17 protein-coding genes, 1 pseudogene and 1 other annotated feature are annotated in these 19,275 nt (G+C 56.9%); of the genes and pseudogenes, 14 read left to right on the forward strand and 4 right to left on the reverse strand.

Annotated elements, in window-relative coordinates; translation table 11 throughout:
• Positions 1-28 precede the first annotated feature (28 nt).
• Together radA and nadR are read left to right on the forward strand one after the other, a co-directional pair.
• The gene (gene radA / locus K5I40_RS14835; RefSeq protein WP_039030462.1) at positions 29-1,414 is read left to right on the forward strand and encodes a DNA repair protein RadA; all 1,386 of its coding nucleotides are present in this window, start codon (positions 29-31) and stop codon (positions 1,412-1,414) included.
• A gap of 35 nt (positions 1,415-1,449) precedes the next feature.
• A complete protein-coding gene (gene nadR, locus K5I40_RS14840) occupies positions 1,450-2,682 on the forward strand; it encodes a multifunctional transcriptional regulator/nicotinamide-nucleotide adenylyltransferase/ribosylnicotinamide kinase NadR (protein WP_223074998.1) in 1,233 nt (410 codons plus the stop codon).
• Positions 2,683-2,871: 189 nt separating this feature from the next.
• Here the strand turns inward: nadR and ettA are convergent, their stop codons facing one another.
• On the reverse strand, positions 2,872-4,539 hold the full coding sequence (ettA, locus tag K5I40_RS14845) for an energy-dependent translational throttle protein EttA (protein ID WP_039030460.1): 1,668 nt from the start codon (positions 4,537-4,539) through the stop codon (positions 2,872-2,874).
• Positions 4,540-4,759: 220 nt separating this feature from the next.
• Between ettA and sltY the strand changes: the two genes are divergently transcribed.
• Together sltY and trpR are read left to right on the forward strand one after the other, a co-directional pair.
• Complete coding sequence (gene sltY, locus K5I40_RS14850) at positions 4,760-6,697, forward strand: murein transglycosylase (protein WP_223074997.1); 1,938 nt, start codon at positions 4,760-4,762, stop codon at positions 6,695-6,697.
• Between the two features lie 56 nt (positions 6,698-6,753).
• The gene (gene trpR / locus K5I40_RS14855) at positions 6,754-7,080 is read left to right on the forward strand and encodes a trp operon repressor (protein ID WP_039030458.1); all 327 of its coding nucleotides are present in this window, start codon (positions 6,754-6,756) and stop codon (positions 7,078-7,080) included.
• A gap of 61 nt (positions 7,081-7,141) precedes the next feature.
• Here the strand turns inward: trpR and yjjX are convergent, their stop codons facing one another.
• Positions 7,142-7,657, reverse strand: coding sequence for an inosine/xanthosine triphosphatase (gene yjjX, locus K5I40_RS14860; protein ID WP_039030628.1), 516 nt, complete (start codon positions 7,655-7,657; stop codon positions 7,142-7,144).
• A gap of 48 nt (positions 7,658-7,705) precedes the next feature.
• Here yjjX and gpmB point away from each other — a divergent pair, with 48 nt between their 5' ends.
• Positions 7,706-8,353 (forward strand): 2,3-diphosphoglycerate-dependent phosphoglycerate mutase GpmB, encoded by a 648-nt coding sequence (gene gpmB, locus K5I40_RS14865; RefSeq protein WP_039030457.1) that lies wholly within the window; start codon positions 7,706-7,708, stop codon positions 8,351-8,353.
• Here gpmB and robA read toward each other — a convergent pair.
• Positions 8,350-9,219 carry an MDR efflux pump AcrAB transcriptional activator RobA gene (gene robA, locus K5I40_RS14870; protein ID WP_039030456.1) on the reverse strand — a complete coding sequence of 290 codons (870 nt, stop codon included), beginning with the start codon at positions 9,217-9,219 and terminating at the stop codon, positions 8,350-8,352. The two genes, gpmB and robA, sit on opposite strands and share 4 nt — an antisense overlap.
• Positions 9,220-9,429: 210 nt before the next feature.
• On the opposite strand from robA, the gene creA reads away from it, so the two are divergent.
• From creA to creD, 4 genes and pseudogenes are all read left to right on the forward strand, one after another.
• Positions 9,430-9,900 (forward strand): protein CreA, encoded by a 471-nt coding sequence (gene creA, locus K5I40_RS14875; RefSeq protein WP_039030455.1) that lies wholly within the window; start codon positions 9,430-9,432, stop codon positions 9,898-9,900.
• Between the two features lie 14 nt (positions 9,901-9,914).
• Positions 9,915-10,603 (forward strand): annotated as a pseudogene (gene creB, locus K5I40_RS14880) (two-component system response regulator CreB).
• On the forward strand, positions 10,603-12,027 hold the full coding sequence (gene creC / locus K5I40_RS14885) for a two-component system sensor histidine kinase CreC (protein WP_223074995.1): 1,425 nt from the start codon (positions 10,603-10,605) through the stop codon (positions 12,025-12,027). The pseudogene creB and the gene creC overlap by 1 nt, the downstream one beginning before the upstream one ends.
• Positions 12,028-12,085: 58 nt before the next feature.
• Entirely contained in the window at positions 12,086-13,435 is a 1,350-nt protein-coding gene (gene creD / locus K5I40_RS14890) for a cell envelope integrity protein CreD (RefSeq protein ID WP_138370388.1), read from the forward strand.
• A gap of 44 nt (positions 13,436-13,479) precedes the next feature.
• Here the strand turns inward: creD and arcA are convergent, their stop codons facing one another.
• On the reverse strand, positions 13,480-14,196 hold the full coding sequence (gene arcA, locus K5I40_RS14895) for a two-component system response regulator ArcA (protein ID WP_039030451.1): 717 nt from the start codon (positions 14,194-14,196) through the stop codon (positions 13,480-13,482).
• A gap of 95 nt (positions 14,197-14,291) precedes the next feature.
• Between arcA and yjjY the strand changes: the two genes are divergently transcribed.
• The 5 genes from yjjY (at position 14,292) to thrB (ending at position 19,273) form a co-directional block, all read left to right on the forward strand.
• Entirely contained in the window at positions 14,292-14,432 is a 141-nt protein-coding gene (gene yjjY / locus K5I40_RS14900) for a protein YjjY (protein WP_001541509.1), read from the forward strand.
• A gap of 399 nt (positions 14,433-14,831) precedes the next feature.
• Entirely contained in the window at positions 14,832-15,530 is a 699-nt protein-coding gene (locus K5I40_RS14905) for a tRNA/rRNA methyltransferase (RefSeq protein WP_251929746.1), read from the forward strand.
• A 199-nt stretch (positions 15,531-15,729) separates the two neighbouring features.
• Positions 15,730-15,798, forward strand: a complete 69-nt coding sequence (thrL, locus tag K5I40_RS14910; protein WP_138370475.1) for a thr operon leader peptide — start codon at positions 15,730-15,732, stop codon at positions 15,796-15,798.
• Positions 15,737-15,854: a sequence feature (Thr leader region), on the forward strand. Its footprint overlaps the gene before it by 62 nt.
• A 25-nt stretch (positions 15,855-15,879) precedes the next feature.
• On the forward strand, positions 15,880-18,342 hold the full coding sequence (gene thrA / locus K5I40_RS14915; RefSeq protein ID WP_223074994.1) for a bifunctional aspartate kinase/homoserine dehydrogenase I: 2,463 nt from the start codon (positions 15,880-15,882) through the stop codon (positions 18,340-18,342).
• 1 nt (position 18,343) lies between these two features.
• Positions 18,344-19,273, forward strand: coding sequence for a homoserine kinase (thrB, locus tag K5I40_RS14920; RefSeq protein ID WP_039030449.1), 930 nt, complete (start codon positions 18,344-18,346; stop codon positions 19,271-19,273).
• The last annotated feature ends 2 nt before the right edge of the window (positions 19,274-19,275 follow it).

A 19,275-nucleotide genomic window follows, 5' to 3' on the forward strand; every position in this document is an offset into this window, starting at 1 on the left:
AGGCCGCGCAGAAATAAAGAGGTAAAACGTGGCGAAAGCTCCAAAACGCGCATTTGTCTGTAATGAATGTGGGGCGGATTATCCGCGCTGGCAGGGGCAGTGCAGCGCCTGTCATGCCTGGAACACCATCACCGAAGTGCGCGGCATTGCCGCTTCGCCAACCGTTGCCCGTAACGAGCGTCTGAGCGGTTATGCGGGCAATGCGGGCGTATCGAAAGTCCAGAAACTCTCCGAGATCAGCCTCGAAGCCCTGCCGCGCTTCTCCACCGGTTTTAAAGAGTTTGACCGGGTGCTGGGCGGCGGCGTGGTGCCGGGCAGCGCCATTCTGATTGGCGGTAGCCCGGGGGCGGGTAAATCGACCCTGCTGCTGCAAACCCTCTGCAAGCTCGCGTCGCAGATGAAAACGCTCTATGTCACCGGGGAAGAGTCGCTGCAGCAGGTGGCGATGCGCGCCCACCGGCTGGGGCTGCCCACCAACGACCTCAATATGCTCTCCGAAACCAGCATCGAGCAGATCTGCATGATTGCTGAAGAAGAGCAGCCGAAGCTGATGGTGATCGACTCCATTCAGGTGATGCACATGGCGGACGTGCAGTCGTCGCCGGGCAGCGTCGCCCAGGTGCGCGAAACCGCCGCCTACCTGACGCGCTTTGCCAAAACGCGCGGCGTGGCAATTATCATGGTCGGCCACGTCACCAAAGATGGCGCCCTGGCAGGCCCGAAGGTGCTCGAGCACTGTATCGACTGCTCGGTAATGCTGGATGGCGATGCTGATACCCGTTTCCGCACCCTGCGTAGCCACAAAAACCGCTTTGGCGCGGTGAACGAGCTGGGCGTCTTTGCCATGACCGAGCAGGGGCTGCGTGAAGTCAGCAACCCGTCGGCCATCTTCCTGAGCCGCGGCGATGAAGTCACCTCCGGCAGTTCGGTGATGGTGGTCTGGGAAGGGACGCGCCCCCTGCTGGTGGAGATCCAGGCCCTGGTCGATCACTCGATGATGGGCAATCCCCGTCGCGTCGCGGTGGGCCTTGAGCAAAACCGTCTGGCGATCCTGCTGGCGGTGCTGCACCGTCACGGCGGCCTGCAGATGGCGGATCAGGATGTGTTTGTGAACGTGGTCGGTGGGGTAAAAGTCACCGAAACCAGCGCCGACCTGGCACTGCTGCTGGCGATGGTCTCCAGCCTGCGCGACCGTCCGTTGCCGCAGGATCTGGTGGTCTTTGGCGAAGTCGGTCTGGCCGGTGAGATCCGTCCGGTGCCGAGCGGTCAGGAGCGCATTTCCGAGGCGGCAAAACACGGCTTCCGCCGGGCGATTGTGCCCGCCGCCAACGTGCCGAAAAAAATCCCCGAAGGGATGAAAGTGTTTGGGGTGAAGAAACTCGCAGATGCGTTAAACGTCTTTGACGACTTATAATTACCTATTCGATGTTGCAGGAGGCACCGTAATTTATGTCGTCATTTGACTATATCAAGACCGCAATCCGCCAGAAAGGCTGCACCCTGCAGCAGGTGGCGGAAGCCAGCGGTATGACCAAGGGCTATTTAAGCCAGCTGCTGAATGCCAAAATCAAAAGCCCCAGCGCGCAGAAGCTGGAAGCGCTGCACCGCTTTCTGGGGCTTGAATTTCCGCGGATGCAGAAGAACATCGGCGTGGTGTTCGGCAAGTTTTATCCGCTGCATACCGGGCATATCTATCTGATCCAGCGCGCCTGTAGCCAGGTGGACGAGCTGCATATCATCATGGGCTATGATGAGAAGCGCGATCGCGAGCTGTTCGAAGCGAGCGCTATGTCACAGCAGCCCACCGTCCCCGACCGCCTGCGCTGGCTGTTGCAGACCTTTAAGTACCAGAAAAATATCCGCATTCATGCCTTTAACGAAGAGGGCATGGAGCCGTATCCGCACGGCTGGGACGTCTGGAGCAACGGCATCAAAGCCTTTATGGAAGAGAAGGGCATCCAGCCTGACTTTATCTACACCTCTGAAGAGTCTGACGCCTCGCAATATCCCGAACATCTGGGCACGGAAACGGTGCTGATCGACCCTAAACGCACCTTTATGAACATCAGCGGGGCGCAGATCCGTGAGAACCCGTTCCGCTACTGGGAGTACATCCCGACGGAAGTGAAGCCGTTCTTTGTGCGCACGGTGGCGATCCTCGGCGGCGAATCCAGCGGTAAGTCGACCCTGGTCAACAAGCTGGCCAACATCTTCAACACCACCAGCGCCTGGGAATATGGCCGGGATTACGTCTTCTCGCACCTCGGCGGCGATGAGATGGCGCTGCAGTATTCCGACTACGACAAGATTGCGCTGGGGCACGCACAGTACATTGATTTCGCGGTGAAATACGCCAATAAAGTGGCGTTTGTCGATACCGATTTCGTCACCACCCAGGCGTTCTGTAAAAAATACGAAGGGCGCGAGCACCCGTTTGTGCAGGCGCTGATCGACGAATACCGCTTCGACCTGGTGATCCTGCTGGAGAACAACACCCCCTGGGTGGCGGACGGGATGCGCAGTCTCGGCAGTTCGGTGGACAGAAAAGAGTTCCAGACCATGCTGGTAGAGATGCTCGACGCGAACAATATCGACTTTGTGCACGTGGAAGAGGCGGACTATGACAACCGCTTCCTGCGCTGCGTGGAGCTGGTGAAAGAGATGATGGGGGAGAAGGGGTAACCCTTCTGCCGCTAATTGCCCGGCGGCGCGATGCTTGCCGGGCCTACAGTTTTGTAGGCCGGGTAAGGCGAAGCCGCCACCCGGCAGATAGTGCTGTGCGGCCTGATCCCCTCACCCTGGCCCTCTCCCCAAAGGGGAGAGGGGAAAACACATACAAAAACGGCAACCTGTTGGTTGCCGTTTTGCTTTTTATTTGGAGATACGCTTGTACTTGATACGCTTCGGCTCCAGGGCGTCGGCGCCCAGGGTGCGTTTCTTGTACTCTTCGTACTCGGTGAAGTTACCTTCGAAGAACTCCACTTTACCTTCATCCTGGTAATCCAGAATGTGGGTAGCGATACGGTCGAGGAACCAACGGTCGTGGGAGATAACCATTGCGCAGCCCGGGAACTCCAGCATGGCGTTTTCCAGCGCACGCAGGGTTTCGATGTCCAGGTCGTTGGTCGGTTCATCGAGCAGCAGGACGTTACCGCCAACCTGCAGCAGTTTCGCCAGATGCAGACGACCACGCTCACCGCCGGACAGCTCGCCCACGCGTTTACCCTGATCAACACCTTTGAAGTTGAAGCGCCCTACATAGGCACGGCTTGGCATTTCGGTGTTGCCGATACGCATGATATCCAGGCCGCCGGAAACTTCTTCCCAGACGGTTTTGCTGTTATCCATTGCGTCACGGAACTGGTCAACGGATGCCAGCTTCACGGTTTCGCCGAGGGTGATGGTGCCGCTGTCAGGCTGTTCCTGACCGGACATCATGCGGAACAGGGTCGATTTACCCGCGCCGTTCGGACCGATGATCCCAACAATAGCGCCTTTCGGTACCGAGAAGCTCAGATCGTCGATCAGAACGCGGTCGCCGTAGGATTTACGCAGGTTGCTGACCTCAACGACTTTATCCCCCAGACGTGCTCCAGGCGGAATAAACAGTTCGTTGGTTTCGTTACGTTTCTGGTATTCGGTGTTGTTCAGCTCTTCGAAGCGTGCCAGACGGGCTTTGCCCTTAGACTGACGGCCTTTAGTGCCCTGACGAACCCACTCCAGCTCTTTCTCAATCGACTTACGACGCGCCGCTTCCTGAGAAGCTTCCTGCGCCAGACGCTGATCTTTCTGCTCCAGCCAGGAGGAGTAGTTACCTTCCCACGGAATACCTTCACCGCGGTCCAGCTCCAGGATCCAACCGGCAACGTTATCGAGGAAGTAACGGTCGTGGGTGATCGCCACAACGGTCCCTTCGAAGTCGTGCAGGAAGCGTTCCAGCCAGGCTACGGATTCCGCATCCAGGTGGTTCGTTGGTTCGTCGAGCAGCAGCATGTCTGGCTTTTCCAGCAGCAGACGGCACAGCGCAACGCGGCGGCGTTCACCACCGGACAGTTTTTCAATTTTTGCATCCCAGTCTGGCAGGCGCAGGGCATCGGCCGCACGCTCCAGCTGTACGTTCAGGTTGTGACCGTCGTGTGCCTGGATGATCTCTTCATATTTACCCTGCTGGGCAGCGAGCTTGTCGAAGTCCGCATCCGGCTCGGCGTACTTCGCGTACACTTCGTCCAGACCCTTCAGCGCGTTAACCACTTCGGAAACGGCTTCTTCAACGGATTCGCGAACGGTGTGTTCCGGGTTCAGCTTCGGTTCCTGTGGCAGGTAACCGATTTTGAGGCCAGGCTGCGGGCGGGCTTCACCTTCGATGTCTGTATCGATGCCCGCCATGATGCGCAGCAAGGTGGACTTACCGGCACCGTTGAGACCCAGCACACCAATTTTTGCGCCCGGGAAGAAGCTCAGCGAGATATTTTTAAGAATATGACGTTTCGGCGGTACCACTTTGCCGACACGATGCATGGTATAAACGAATTGAGCCACGTTGGACTTCGCCTCTTTTATCGTGATGAGAATAGTGGCGAAGTGTAGCCTTTTTCCCCGTCTAATCCCAGCCATCGACGTCTGGAGTGTTAAAACGCGCAAGAAAGGTAAAAATGTGTCGGTAACGTGGCGCGTTGGGGGATGCCTGGTTAGCATAAGTTAATTACGCTTTTGCGCGGCACGATGCTGCATTTAATGACGATTAACAGAGGATGAGCGTGTGGTAAAAGCCAAACAAGTGGGCTGGCGACTGTTGGCTGCCAGCGTCTGCGTGCTGACCATCAGCAGCGCAGCGCGAGCCGATTCACTGGATGAACAACGTAACCGCTATGCACAGATCAAACAGGCATGGGATCAGCGACAGATGGAGACAGTGCAGGCCTTGATGCCGACGCTGAAAGCGTATCCGCTCTATCCCTATCTGGAATACCGTCAGCTTACCGACGATCTGATGAACCAGCCGACGATCACCGTTAAAAACTTTATTCAGGCCAACCCGACGCTGCCCCCGGCGCGCACCCTGCAGTCGCGCTTTGTGAACGAACTGGCGCGTCGTGAAGACTGGCGCGGCCTGCTGGCCTTTAGCCCGGAAAAACCGGGCACTACCGAAGCGCAGTGTAACTACTATTACGCAAAATGGGCGACGGGCCAGCAGGAAGAGGCCTGGAACGGCGCCAAAGAGCTGTGGCTTACCGGTAAAAGCCAGCCTAACGCCTGCGACTCGCTGTTTGGCGCGTGGCGCGCTTCCGGCAAGCAGGATCCTTTAGCCTATCTGGAGCGTATTCGTCTGGCGATGAAAGCGGGTAATACCCGTCTGGTCACCACCCTTGCCGGGCAGATGCCGTCGGATTACCAGACCATCTCCAGCGCCCTGATCCAGCTGGCGAACGATCCGAAAACGGTGATGGACTTCGCCCGCAACACCGGCGCGACCGATTTTACCCGTCAGATGGCGGCGGTGGCCTTCACCAGCGTGGCGCGGGATGACGTGGAAAACGCCCGGCTGATGATCCCAACCCTCGCTCAGGCGCAGCAGCTTAATGAGGATCAAACCCAGGAGCTGCGCGATATCGTGGCGTGGCGACTGATGGGCAATGACCTCACCGACGAGCAGGCACGCTGGCGTGATGACGCCATCATGCGTTCAAACTCCACCTCGCTGGTGGAGCGTCGTGTGCGCATGGCATTGGGGAACGGCGATCGCCGCGGCCTGAACACCTGGCTGGCGCGTCTGCCGATGGAAGCAAAAGAGAAGGATGAATGGCGCTACTGGCAGGCGGATCTGCTGCTGGAGCGGGGGCGTAATGAGGAGGCAAAATCGATCCTGCGCAGCCTGATGCAGCAGCGCGGTTTCTATCCGATGGTGGCGGCCCAGCGGCTTGGCGAAGAGTACACCCTTAAGATTGATAAAGCGCCGTCCGGCGTCAACGCCGCGCTGGTGCAAGGGCCGGAGATGGCGCGGGTGCGCGAGCTGATGTACTGGAATCTGGATAACACCGCCCGCAGCGAATGGGCGAACCTGGTCACCAGCCGTACCGTAGATGAAAAAGCCCAGCTTGCGCGCTATGCCTTCGATAATCACTGGTGGGATCTCAGCGTGCAGGCGACGATCGCCGGCAAGCTGTGGGATCATCTCGAGGAGCGTTTCCCGCTGGCCTATAAAGATCTGTTCGATCGTTACACCAGCGGGAAAGACATTCCCCAGAGCTATGCGATGGCGATTGCCCGTCAGGAGAGCGCCTGGAACCCGAAAGTGCGCTCGCCGGTCGGGGCCAGCGGTCTGATGCAGGTAATGCCCGCCACGGCTGCCCACACGGTGAAGAAGTTTGGTATTCCGGGCTACTCCAGTCCGTCGCAGCTGCTGGATCCAGAAACCAATATCAACATCGGCACCACCTATCTGCAGAGCGTTTACGACCAGTTCGGCGACAACCGCATCTTCGCCTCGGCAGCCTATAACGCCGGGCCGGGACGCGTGCGCACCTGGCTTGGCAACAGCGCCGGACGCATCGACGCGGTGGCGTTTGTCGAGAGCATTCCGTTCTCGGAAACCCGCGGCTATGTGAAGAACGTGCTGGCGTATGATGCTTACTATCGCTACTTCATGGGGCAGAAAGATACCCTGATGAGCGACAGTGAGTGGCAGCGACGTTACTGATCGGTGAGGGTTATGTTATGCTTGTACTCGTTTAAGAGTACGAAAGGCGGCATAACATGACCCAGAATTCACCTTACTCATCGGCGATGGCCGAGCAGCGTCATCAGGAGTGGCTTCGTTTTGTGGAGCTGCTTCGCCAGTCATATGAACAGGATCTGCATCTGCCGCTGCTGCAGCTGATGCTCACGCCCGACGAGCGCGAGGCGCTGGGTACCCGGGTGCGCATCATTGAGGAGTTGCTGCGCGGTGAAATGAGCCAGCGCGAGCTGAAAAGCGAGCTGGGGGCGGGGATCGCGACCATCACCCGCGGCTCAAACAGCCTGAAGTCCGCGCCGGTAGAATTACGCCAGTGGCTTGAGAATGTGCTGCTGAAAAACGCCTGATGGCGCTGCGCTTATCAGACCTACGCCCCAGGCCGGATAAGGCGAAGCCGCCATCCGGCTATTAACGGTAAATCGCGTTATGAAACGGGCTTAACGCCAGGATCACCGCCTGGTGGTAAACGCTTGAACGCGTGAGCGCGCCGGCGGTAAACACCCCAATCGCCCCCTCTTTACGTCCGATCTCATCGATGCCGGTGTATTTCGACATCACCGGCCCAAGGGCTTCCCCTTCGCGTACTTTATCCAGAATGATCGCCGGTAACGGCAGGGTGGCGGAACGTGCTTCACCGCGCTGATGTGCGCTTTCGATCACCACCCAGCTGAAGGTGCTGCCTTCGTCGATCCCGGCTTCAATGGCGACCCAAAAGTCCGCTTGCGGATATGCCTGCCTGGCGTTTGCCACGCGATTCCGTGCGCCAGCGCGGGTTTCTTCGCTGCCGATTGGCTGTTCCGGGACGCCGCTCTCGACGTTGACGGATTCGATATGGCAGGATCCTTCGCCGAAGATCTCGGCAAATGCCCTTAGAATTGCCTGAATTTTGGCAGGATTAGTGGTAGCTGAGACAACCTGGTGCATAATTAAGCCTAACTCTAAAAATATCATCGTAGTATAACGGAAAAAAGCATGTTACAGGTATACCTTGTTCGCCACGGTGAAACGCAGTGGAACGCCGAGCGACGTATTCAAGGCCAGTCAGACAGTCCACTCACTGCCAAGGGCGAGCAACAGGCCTGGCAGGTTGGCGAACGTGCCAAAACACTGGGCATCACCCACATCATCGCCAGCGATTTAGGTCGCACGCGACGCACAGCGGAGATCATCGCGCAGGCCTGCGGCTGCGATGTCACTGTGGATGCCCGCCTGCGCGAGCTGGATATGGGGGTGCTGGAACAGCGTCTTATCGATACCCTGACCGAAGAAGAAGAGGGCTGGCGTCGTACGCTGGTCAACGGCAGCGAAGAGGGCCGTATCCCGCAAGGTGAATCGATGCTGGAGCTGAGCGAGCGTATGCACGCGGCGCTGGCGGCCTGCCTGGATCTGCCGCAGGGGAGCCGACCGCTGCTGGTCAGTCACGGGATGGCGTTGGGCTGTCTGGTCAGCACCATTCTCGGGCTTCCGGCATGGGCTGAACGCCGCCTGCGTCTGCGCAACTGCTCGCTTTCCCGCATCGACTATCAGCAGAGTCCGTGGCTGGCTTCAGGCTGGATTGTGGAGATGGCAGGGGATATCTCGCATCTCGATGCCCCTGCGCTAGATGAGCTGCAGCGTTAACGGCGGACAGGAATCAGGTATTCGCAACGCAGTTCGATAGGACCTTCTTCCGGTTTCAACTCAGTGGCAGGATAGTAACGTTCAATATCCTGCCCCTTTCTGCGGTTCAGGTTCAGCATCGGCATGCAGGTGCCGTAGACCGTCAGGATAAAGTCCTGCACGCCGGTCCCCAGCCCTTCGTAGGTGAACATCACGTATTCACCGCCTTCCAGCACAACCGGTTTCGACCCCTGAATATAGCCATTGGCCATTTCCGGCGTTAACGCGGTGGTGTAGAAGACCTCCTGCTCGTCGTCTTTTTCCAGACTTGGACGCGTCTCGTTCAGGCCATACAGCAGCGGCGGGATGGCCGGCGCGTGACTGAGGAACTCGCGCCAGAACTGGACGCGCATCTGATGACGGAATTCGGAGATCTGCTCCAGCGAGCAGGAGTAGCTCTGCGTGGTGCCGATCAGGTGGGTCTCTGGCAGAGTGATGAACTCATGCTGCGGCATGGTGAACTCGCCGAGGCGCAGCGGCGGACGCATGCCGAACGAGCTCCAGTCCGGCGAGCGGCGATAGAGCGCAGGCGTCAGCGAGAACTGTTTTTTGAACGCGCGGGTGAAGGTCTGCTGTGAATCAAAACGGTACTGCAGGGCGATATCCAGAATGGGGCGCGCAGTCAGGCGAAGCGCCACGGCGGATTTGGAAAGACGACGGGCGCGGATATAGGCGCCAATGGCGTGACCGGTGACATCCTTAAACATCCGCTGTAAATGCCACTTAGAATATCCCGCTTTTGCCGCTACATTATCGAGTGACAAAGGCTGATCCAGATGGCCTTCCAGCCAGGTAAGAAGATCGCGAATAATTCCAGCCTGATCCATATACTATCCTCATCCTTAAAACAGCAGGTACCCTGCTAACAGGTTAGCGGATAATAGCATTTTTTGATGTTTTAGCATTCAGTGTTTTTTGCGCTTAAATGCGATTTTCCTGATGATCCGGAAGGATATTTTCTAATGCTGTGATCTTGCTGCTTTTTTTATATGATTGTTGAATAATTACGCAGTTCAATTTTCAAATATGGTAACAATATGAAATACAAGACATTGATCGTCACGGCGCTGCTGGTATTAACCGGTCAGGCCGCGCAGGCAGAGGAAATTGGCTCTGTTGATACCGTGTTCAAGGTTTTCGGGCCGGACCACAAAATTGTCGTTGAAGCCTTTGACGATCCCGATGTGAAGAATGTGACCTGCTATATCAGCCGGGCAAAAACCGGCGGGATAAAAGGGGGCCTTGGGCTGGCGGAAGACACCTCTGATGCCGCCATCTCCTGCCAGCAGGTGGGGCCAGTCGAGCTGAGCGAGAAGATCAAAAACGGTAAATCCCAAGGTGACGTTGTGTTCCAGAAACGCACCTCGCTGGTGTTCAAAAAACTGCAGGTAGTGCGTTTCTATGATGCGAAACGTAACACCCTGGCTTACCTGGCCTACTCGGATAAAGTCGTCGAAGGTTCGCCGAAAAACGCGCTGAGCGCGGTGCCAATTATGCCGTGGCATTAATTCAGGGATACAGCATGCAGCAACCTGTGGTCTGGCTGGTTGAAGATGAAATCAGCATTGCCGATACGCTGATCTATATGCTCCAGCAGGAGGGGTTTGCGGTGACGGCCTTTGAGCGTGGCCTGCCGGTGCTGGAGGAGGCGCGCCGACAGATCCCGGCGATCGCCATCCTGGACGTGGGGCTGCCGGATATCAGCGGGTTTGAACTGTGCCGTCAGCTTCTGACCCTGCATCCCTCGCTGCCGGTGCTGTTCCTGACGGCCCGCAGCGATGAGGTGGATAAGCTGCTCGGGCTTGAGATCGGTGCGGATGATTACGTCGCCAAACCCTTTTCCCCCCGGGAGGTATGCGCCCGGGTGCGGACCATTCTGCGGCGCATGCAAAATCCGCCGCGCCTTCAGAGATCGTTCGTATCGGCCAGTTTGAGCTGAACGAACCTGCCGCCAGAATCAGCTGGTTTGGTGAGCCCTTACCCCTGACGCGCTACGAGTTTCTGCTGCTCAAAACGCTGCTGAACGCGCCGGGCCGCGTCTTTTCTCGCCAGCAGCTGATGGATAAGGTGTGGGGGGAAGAGGGGGATAGTTTCGATCGCACCGTCGACACCCATATCAAAACTCTGCGCGCCAAACTCCGGGCGATAAACGATCGGCTCTCCCCCATCAGCACCCATCGCGGCATGGGCTATAGTCTGGGACTGTATTAATGCGCATCGGCATGCGGCTGTTGCTGGGCTACTTCCTGATCGTGGCCATCGCCGCGTGGTTTGTGCTGTCGATCTTTGTTCAGGAGGTGAAGCCCGGCGTGCGCAGGGCCACCGAAGGGACGCTGATTGACACCGCCACGCTGCTGGCGGAGGTGGGGCGAGACGACTTGCTCTCGGACAACCCGCAGGAAGGCAAGCTGGCCCAGGCCTTTTCCCGCCTCCATCTGCGCCCGTTTCGCGCCAATATTGGCGGCATCCACAAAGTGCGTAACGAGTATCACGTCTACATGACCGATGCCCGCGGCAGGGTGGTATTTGACTCCGCCGGACGTGCGGTGGGCGAGGATTACTCACGCTGGAACGACGTCTGGCTGACCCTGCGCGGGGAGTACGGCGCCCGCAGCACTCCGGGCAATCCGCAGGATCCTGAGAGCACGGTGATGTACGTTGCCGCGCCGGTGGTGGATCAGGGCAAGATCATCGGCGTGCTGTCGGTCGGAAAACCCAACAGCGCGATGGCGCCGGTGATCCAGCGCAGCGAGCGGCGGATCCTGTGGGCCGGCGGGGCGTTGCTGGGCCTGGCGTTGCTCATTGGTCTGGCGGTGGCCTGGTGGATTAACCGCTCGATTAACACCCTGTCGCGCTATGCCGACTCGGTGACCACGGATAGCCCTCTGCCGTTGCCCGATCCGGGCAGCAGTGAACTGCGCAAGCTGGCGCAGGCATTAGAGAACATGCGCGTTCGCCTGGAGGGGAAAAATTACATCGAACACTATGTGCACGCGCTTACCCACGAGCTGAAAAGCCCGCTGGCCGCCATTCGCGGGGCGGCGGAGATCCTGACAGAGCAGCCCCCGCCGCAGGTGGCGGCGCGGTTTATCGATAACATTCTGGTGCAAAACGCGCGCATGCAGTCGCTGGTGGAAAAACTTCTCGCCCAGGCGCGGCTGGAAAACCGGGTCGAGATTGTTCCGGTCAGCGTCAGCATTGACGAGCTGTTCTCGCGACTTGCCGATGCGCGCGCGGCGACGTTGGCCTCCGCACATATCACCCTGAGCTGGCAAAAGAGCGGATGCTGCGTGGAGGGGGATGCCGATCTGCTTGAGCAGGCGCTGGGCAATTTACTGGATAACGCTATCGACTTCACGCCGCAGGGTGGAACGATCCAGCTTGCGGCCAATCAGTCTCACAGGCAGGTTGAGATCGCCGTGACCGATACCGGAAGCGGGATCCCGGATTACGCCCGGCCGCGAATTTTTGAACGCTTCTATTCGCTCCCGCGCCAGAACGGGCTGAAAAGCAGCGGGCTGGGGCTGGCGTTTGTGCAGGAGGTGGCGCGTCTGCATCAGGGGAGTATCGATCTGCAAAACCGTACTGATGGCGGCGTGATCGCCACGCTGACACTTCACCGTCCCTTCACATAACTTCAAACTGGCCCCACATAGCGTTGTTAGGCTCTCCCCATCACAAAGGAGACCTGATATGAAATCCCCCCTGTTCTGGAAAGTCACCACCCTGTTGGGGTGCATCCTGCTGTTACTCGTCCCGCTGATAATGGTGGGCAACCTGATTTCGGAGCGGGAGAGCTACCGCGACGAGGTCGAAAATACCCTGCGTCAAAGCACCAGCGGCCCGCAGCAGCTGGTCGGCCCGCTGATCGCCATTCCGGTGACGGAGGTCTATTACAAGCAGGAGGACGCGAAAAAGGTAGAGTACAAGAAGCGTTATATGCACTTCATTCTGCCGGAGACGCTGCTTGTCAACGGCAAGCAGCACGTGCAGACGCGAAGCATCGGCATTTATGACGGGCAAATCTGGAATAGCGATCTCAACATTAAGGCGCAGTTCACCACGGAAAAACTGGCGGAGCTTGAGGGTGAGACGATGACGCTCGGCAAGCCGTTTATCGTGGTCGGCGTGGGTGACGCGCGCGGGATTGGCGCAGTGAGCATCTCAAAAATCAATGGTGAGACGCTTAACATCGAGCCCGGCGCTGGCGTGTACGGGGCGTTATCCGGCATTCATATTCCGCTGACCGATAAGGCGCTGGAGTCTAAAACCCTCTCGCTGGAGATGTCGCTGAATCTGGCTGGCACCGGTAGCTTTGCGGTAGTTCCGGTGGGACGTAACAGCGAGATGACCCTTACCAGCAACTGGCCGCACCCGGGCTTTATGGGCAATTACCTGCCGGTTAAGCATGAGATTAGCGCGTCCGGTTTCCAGGCGAACTGGAAAAGCAGCTGGTTTGCGAACAATCTGGCAGGCTGGTTCAACGACAACGAGGTTCCTGAATGGAACGCGATCCCGGCGTTCAGCGTCACGGTTGCGACTCCTGCCGACCAGTATCAGCTGACCGACCGGGCGATTAAGTACGCCATTCTACTGATTGCGTTGACGTTTATGGCCTTCTTCGTCTTCGAAACCTTAACCGGGCTGCGGCTGCACCCGATGCAGTATCTGCTGGTGGGGCTGGCGCTGGTGCTGTTCTACCTGGTGCTGCTGGCGTTATCTGAGCATGTGGGATTCACCCCGGCGTGGATTATCGCCAGCCTGGTGGGAGCATTAATGAACGGTGTCTACCTGCAGGCGGTGCTGAAAAGCTGGAAACGCAGCGGCCTGTTTGTGCTGGCGCTGCTGGGGCTGGACGTGGTGATGTGGTTCCTGCTGCGTTCGGAAGACAGCGCGTTGCTGCTGGGTTCAGCCGTACTGGCACTGGCGCTGTTTGCGGTGATGTACCTTACGCGGCACTTTGACTGGTACTCGCTCTCCCAGCCGAAACGCACGGAGCCACCGGCGTCACCGGATAAAGATGCGATGCGGATATGGAAATAAAAAAACGGCGCGAAAGCGCCGTTTTTTATGGCTTGCGTGCGGGATTACTCCTGCAGGTCGCCGCAGAAACGATAGCCTTCACCATGAATGGTGGCGATGATTTCTGGGGTATCCGGCGTGGATTCGAAGTGTTTACGAATACGGCGGATAGTCACATCAACGGTACGGTCGTGCGGCTTCAGCTCACGGCCGGTCATTTTTTTCAGCAGTTCTGCACGGGACTGGATCTTGCCCGGGTTTTCACAGAAGTGCAGCATGGCGCGGAATTCACTGCGCGGCAGCTTGTACTGGTCGCCCTGTGGGCTCACCAGAGAACGGCTATTAATATCAAGTTCCCAGCCGTTGAATTTGTAGCTCTCTACGCTACGACGCTCTTCGCTGACCGTGCCCAGGTTCATGGTGCGGGACAGCAGGTTGCGTGCACGAATGGTTAACTCGCGTGGGTTAAACGGTTTGGTGATGTAGTCATCCGCACCGATTTCCAGGCCAAGAATTTTATCAACTTCGTTGTCGCGGCCGGTCAGGAACATTAACGCAACGTTCGCCTGCTCGCGCAGTTCACGCGCCAGCAGAAGGCCGTTTTTACCCGGCAGGTTAATGTCCATGATAACCAGGTTGATATCATTTTCAGAAAGGATCTGATGCATCTCTGCGCCATCGGTCGCTTCAAAGACATCGTAGCCTTCTGCTTCGAAAATGCTCTTTAACGTGTTGCGTGTTACCAACTCGTCTTCAACGATAAGAATGTGCGGGGTCTGCATGTTTGCTACCTAAATTGCCAACTAAATCGAAACAGGAAGTACAAAAGTCCCTGACCTGCCTGATACATGCCACAAATTAACATGACCGGCGTAACGTGACTAAAGTACGTAATTGCGTTCTTGATGCACTTTCCATCAACGTCAACAACATCATTAGCTTGGTCGTGGGTACTTTCCCTCTGGACCCGACAGTGTCAAAAACGGCTGTCATCCTAACCATTTTAACAGCAACATAACAGGCTAAGTGACACCGGACACCCAATAAAACTACGCTTCGTTGACATATATCAAGTTCAATTGTAGCACGTTAACAGTTTGATGAAATCATCGTAGCGGATTGCTAGCCTTTGTCACAAATTTTCAATAAACCAACTAGTTGCAGTAGTTTATTAATAAACAAGGTGAATCCAATGTCAACATTGAGCCTGAGAAACTATTATCATTATTAAACATAAGGATAAGCGTTGTTCTTTAACATTATCGCGTAAAGTTCATTCATGAAATAGTTTAGTGTTTTTAATTTGTAGTGAAACGCTATTTCGGTGATTTCTGTTGCAAATTTGTAAATTCGTGATGCGTAATATGATGATGCCCATCACATTTTTATCGGCTAACTGCCTAAAAAGAGAACATAAATGCATTTGTCTATCGTACTGGTTTCCCCAGCAAGAGCAGAGAATATCGGCGCCGCCGCACGGGCCATGAAGACCATGGGGTTTACCGATTTACGTATTGTCGCCAGTGAAGCGCACGCCGAGCCTGCGGCGCGTCGTGTCGCGCATGGATCGGGAGATATCCTCGATAATTTAACCACTTACGAAACGCTTGCCGACGCGCTGCACGATATTTCTTTTACCGTAGCGACGACCGCCCGCGGTCGCTCAAAGTTCCATTACTACGCCACGCCCGCTGAGCTGGTGCCTTTACTGGCAGAAAAAAGTCAGTGGCTGCCCAAAATGGCGCTGGTTTTTGGCCGCGAAGATTCCGGCCTGACGAACGAGGAACTGGAACTTGCGGACGTGCTGACCGGCGTGCCGATGGTGGCAGATTATCCGTCGCTGAATTTGGGTCAGGCCGTGATGGTCTACTGCTATCAATTAGCATCCTTGATGCAAAACCCTGCTTCGCCTCCGGCTGAGGTGGATGAAAACCAACTTTCTGCCTTGCGTTCGCGCACTGAACGTCTGTTGACGTCGCTGAATGTCGCCGACGACCAAAAAATGGCGGAGTGGTTACAGCAGCGGTTGGGTCTGTTAGGACAGCGAGACACGGCAATGTTGCACAGATTACTGCACGATATCGAAAAAAACTGGCAGAGTAAAACGCTGTCATAGTTTTTCGTTATGGTTGAATGCTCCAAAAAGTGAGCTGTGTACGGTCTGATCTGGACGGAAATAAAAACTCAGGCAGAGAGACGTGAAAGGGCCGGAAAATGTGATCAAATTAGAAATTCGTTGACTTACCGGCAGGTTTGCTTTAACCAATAGAGTCAGACAGCACAGATAGATAAAAATTACAGAGTACACAACATCCATGAAACGCATCAGCATCATCACCATTACCACAACCATCACCATTACCACAGGTAACGGTGCGGGCTGACGCGTACAGGAAACACAGAAAAAAGCCCGCACCTGAACAGTGCGGGCTTTTTTTTCGGCCAAAGATTACGAGGTAACAACCATGCGAGTGTTGAAGTTCGGCGGTACATCAGTGGCAAATGCAGAACGATTTCTGCGTGTTGCCGATATCCTGGAGAGTAATGCCAGGCAGGGGCAGGTGGCGACGGTACTCTCTGCCCCGGCTAAAATTACCAATCACCTGGTGGCGATGATTGAGAAAACCATCGGGGGTCAGGATGCGCTGGTGAACATCAGCGACGCTGAGCAGATTTTTGCCAGCCTGCTGCAGGGCCTGGCAGATGCACAACTTGGTTTCCCTCACGCCCAGCTCAAGGCCTTTGTTGAGCAAGAATTCGCCCAGATCAAACACGTTCTGCATGGTATCAGCCTGTTGGGGCAGTGCCCGGACAGCATTAACGCGGCGCTGATCTGCCGCGGTGAAAAGCTCTCTATCGCCATCATGGCGGGCCTTTTGGAAGCGCGCGGCCATAACGTCACGGTGATCGATCCCGTCGAAAAACTGCTCGCTGTTGGTCATTACCTCGAATCCACCGTAGATATCGCCGAATCTACCCGCCGCATTGCGGCAGGCAAAATCCCTGCCGACCATATGATCCTGATGGCGGGCTTCACCGCCGGGAATGAGAAAGGGGAGCTGGTGGTGCTGGGCCGTAACGGCTCTGACTACTCCGCCGCCGTGCTGGCCGCCTGTCTGCGCGCCGACTGCTGTGAAATCTGGACCGACGTCGACGGCGTCTATACCTGCGACCCGCGCCAGGTGCCCGATGCCCGCCTGCTGAAGTCGATGTCTTATCAGGAAGCGATGGAGCTCTCCTACTTCGGCGCCAAAGTGCTTCACCCTCGTACCATCGCCCCTATCGCCCAGTTCCAGATCCCTTGCCTGATTAAAAATACCGGCAATCCGCAGGCGCCAGGTACGCTGATTGGCGCCAGCAGCAATGAAGATGGGCTGCCGGTGAAAGGCATCTCCAACCTCAATAACATGGCGATGTTCAACGTCTCCGGGCCGGGCATGAAAGGCATGGTCGGCATGGCGGCGCGCGTGTTTGCGGCTATGTCGCGCAACGGTATCTCGGTGGTGCTCATCACCCAGTCCTCGTCTGAATACAGCATCAGCTTCTGCGTCCCGCAGGTGGACTGCCTGCGTGCCCGCCGCGCGCTGGAAGAAGAGTTCTATCTGGAGCTGAAAGAAGAACTTCTGGAGCCGATGGCAATTCAGGAGCATCTGGCGATCATCTCCGTGGTAGGTGACGGCATGCGCACCCTGCGCGGCATCTCTGCGAAGTTCTTTGCCGCGCTGGCGCGGGCGAACATCAATATTGTCGCCATTGCCCAGGGCTCCTCGGAGCGTTCTATCTCCGTGGTGGTGAATAATGACGATGCCACTACCGGCGTGCGCGTGACGCACCAGATGCTGTTCAACACCGATCAGGTCATCGAGGTATTCCTGATTGGCGTCGGCGGCGTCGGTGGAGCGTTACTGGAGCAGCTTAAGCGCCAGCAGGAGTGGCTCAAGAAAAAGCATATCGACCTGCGCGTCTGCGGTATTGCCAACTCCAGAGCCCTGCTGACCAACGTTCACGGGCTGAATCTGGAGAACTGGCAGGCAGAGCTGGCGGAAGCGAAAGAGCCGTTTAATCTTGGCCGCCTGATCCGCCTTGTGAAAGAGTACCATCTGCTGAACCCGGTCATCGTCGACTGTACCTCCCATCAGGCGGTAGCCGATCAGTATGCCGACTTCCTGCGCGAAGGTTTCCACGTGGTGACGCCAAACAAAAAGGCCAACACCTCGTCGATGGATTACTACCATCAGATGCGCCATGCGGCGGCGAAATCACGGCGTAAGTTCCTGTATGACACCAACGTCGGCGCCGGGCTGCCGGTTATCGAAAACCTGCAAAACCTGCTCAACGCCGGTGATGAACTCCAGCGTTTTTCCGGCATCCTGTCGGGCTCGCTCTCCTTTATCTTTGGCAAGCTGGACGAGGGCATGAGCCTGTCGGAAGCAACCAAAGTGGCGCGTGAGCTGGGTTACACCGAACCCGACCCGCGTGACGATCTCTCCGGCATGGATGTGGCCCGCAAGCTGCTGATCCTCGCCCGCGAAACGGGCCGTGAGCTGGAGCTGTCGGATATCGTCATCGAACCGGTCCTGCCGGAAGGTTTTGACGACTCGGGCGATGTCGCGACTTTTATGGCTAACCTGCCGCAGCTGGATGACGCTTTTGCGTCCCGCGTCGCAAAAGCCCGTGATGAAGGCAAGGTATTGCGCTATGTTGGCAACATCGAAGATGACGGCGTCTGCCGGGTCAAAGTCGCGGCGGTAGACGGTAACGATCCGCTGTTCAAAGTGAAAAATGGCGAAAACGCCCTCGCGTTTTACAGCCACTATTATCAGCCACTGCCGTTGGTCCTTCGCGGCTATGGCGCGGGGAACGATGTTACGGCGGCGGGGGTGTTTGCCGATCTGCTGCGTACCCTGTCATGGAAGTTAGGAGTTTAACATGGTCAAAGTTTATGCCCCGGCTTCCAGCGCCAATATGAGCGTCGGGTTTGATGTGCTGGGCGCGGCGGTGACGCCGGTGAATGGCGCATTGCTGGGTGATACGGTTACGGTAGAAGCCGCGGAGAGCTTCAGTCTGAACAACGTCGGGCGTTTCGCCAGCAAGCTGCCGACCGACCCGCGCGAGAATATTGTCTATCAGTGCTGGGAGCGTTTTTGTCAGGAGATCGGTAAAAACGTGCCGGTCGCCATGACGCTGGAAAAAAGCATGCCGATTGGCTCCGGGCTGGGTTCGAGCGCCTGTTCGGTGGTCGCCGGGCTGGTGGCGATGAACGAACATTGCGGCAAACCGCTGAATAACACCCGTCTGCTGGCCCTGATGGGCGAGCTGGAAGGGCGCATCTCCGGCAGCATTCATTATGATAACGTCGCCCCCTGTTTCCTGGGCGGTATGCAGCTGATGATCGAAGAGAACGGCATCATCAGCCAGCAGGTGCCAGGCTTTGACGAGTGGCTGTGGGTACTGGCGTATCCGGGCATTAAAGTGTCTACCGCGGAAGCGCGCGCCATTCTGCCGGCGCAGTATCGCCGTCAGGACTGCATCGCGCACGGTCGTCATCTGGCGGGCTTTATTCATGCCTGCTATACCCGTCAGCCGCTTCTTGCGGCAAAACTGATGAAAGATGTTATTGCTGAGCCGTACCGCACCAAACTGCTGCCTGGCTTCAATGAAGCCCGCAGCGCCGCGCTGGATATCGGCGCGCTGGCCTGCGGTATTTCCGGTTCCGGGCCAACCCTGTTTGCGCTCTGCGACAAGCCGGATACGGCTGAGCGGGTTGCGGGTTGGCTGGAGAAAAACTACCTGCAAAATCAGGAAGGCTTTGTTCATATTTGCCGTCTGGATACGGCGGGCGCACGAGTACTGGGATAAAC

Origin of the sequence: Leclercia sp. LTM14, assembly GCF_023736175.1 — a bacterium.
Taxonomy (GTDB): domain Bacteria; phylum Pseudomonadota; class Gammaproteobacteria; order Enterobacterales; family Enterobacteriaceae; genus Enterobacter; species Enterobacter barmai.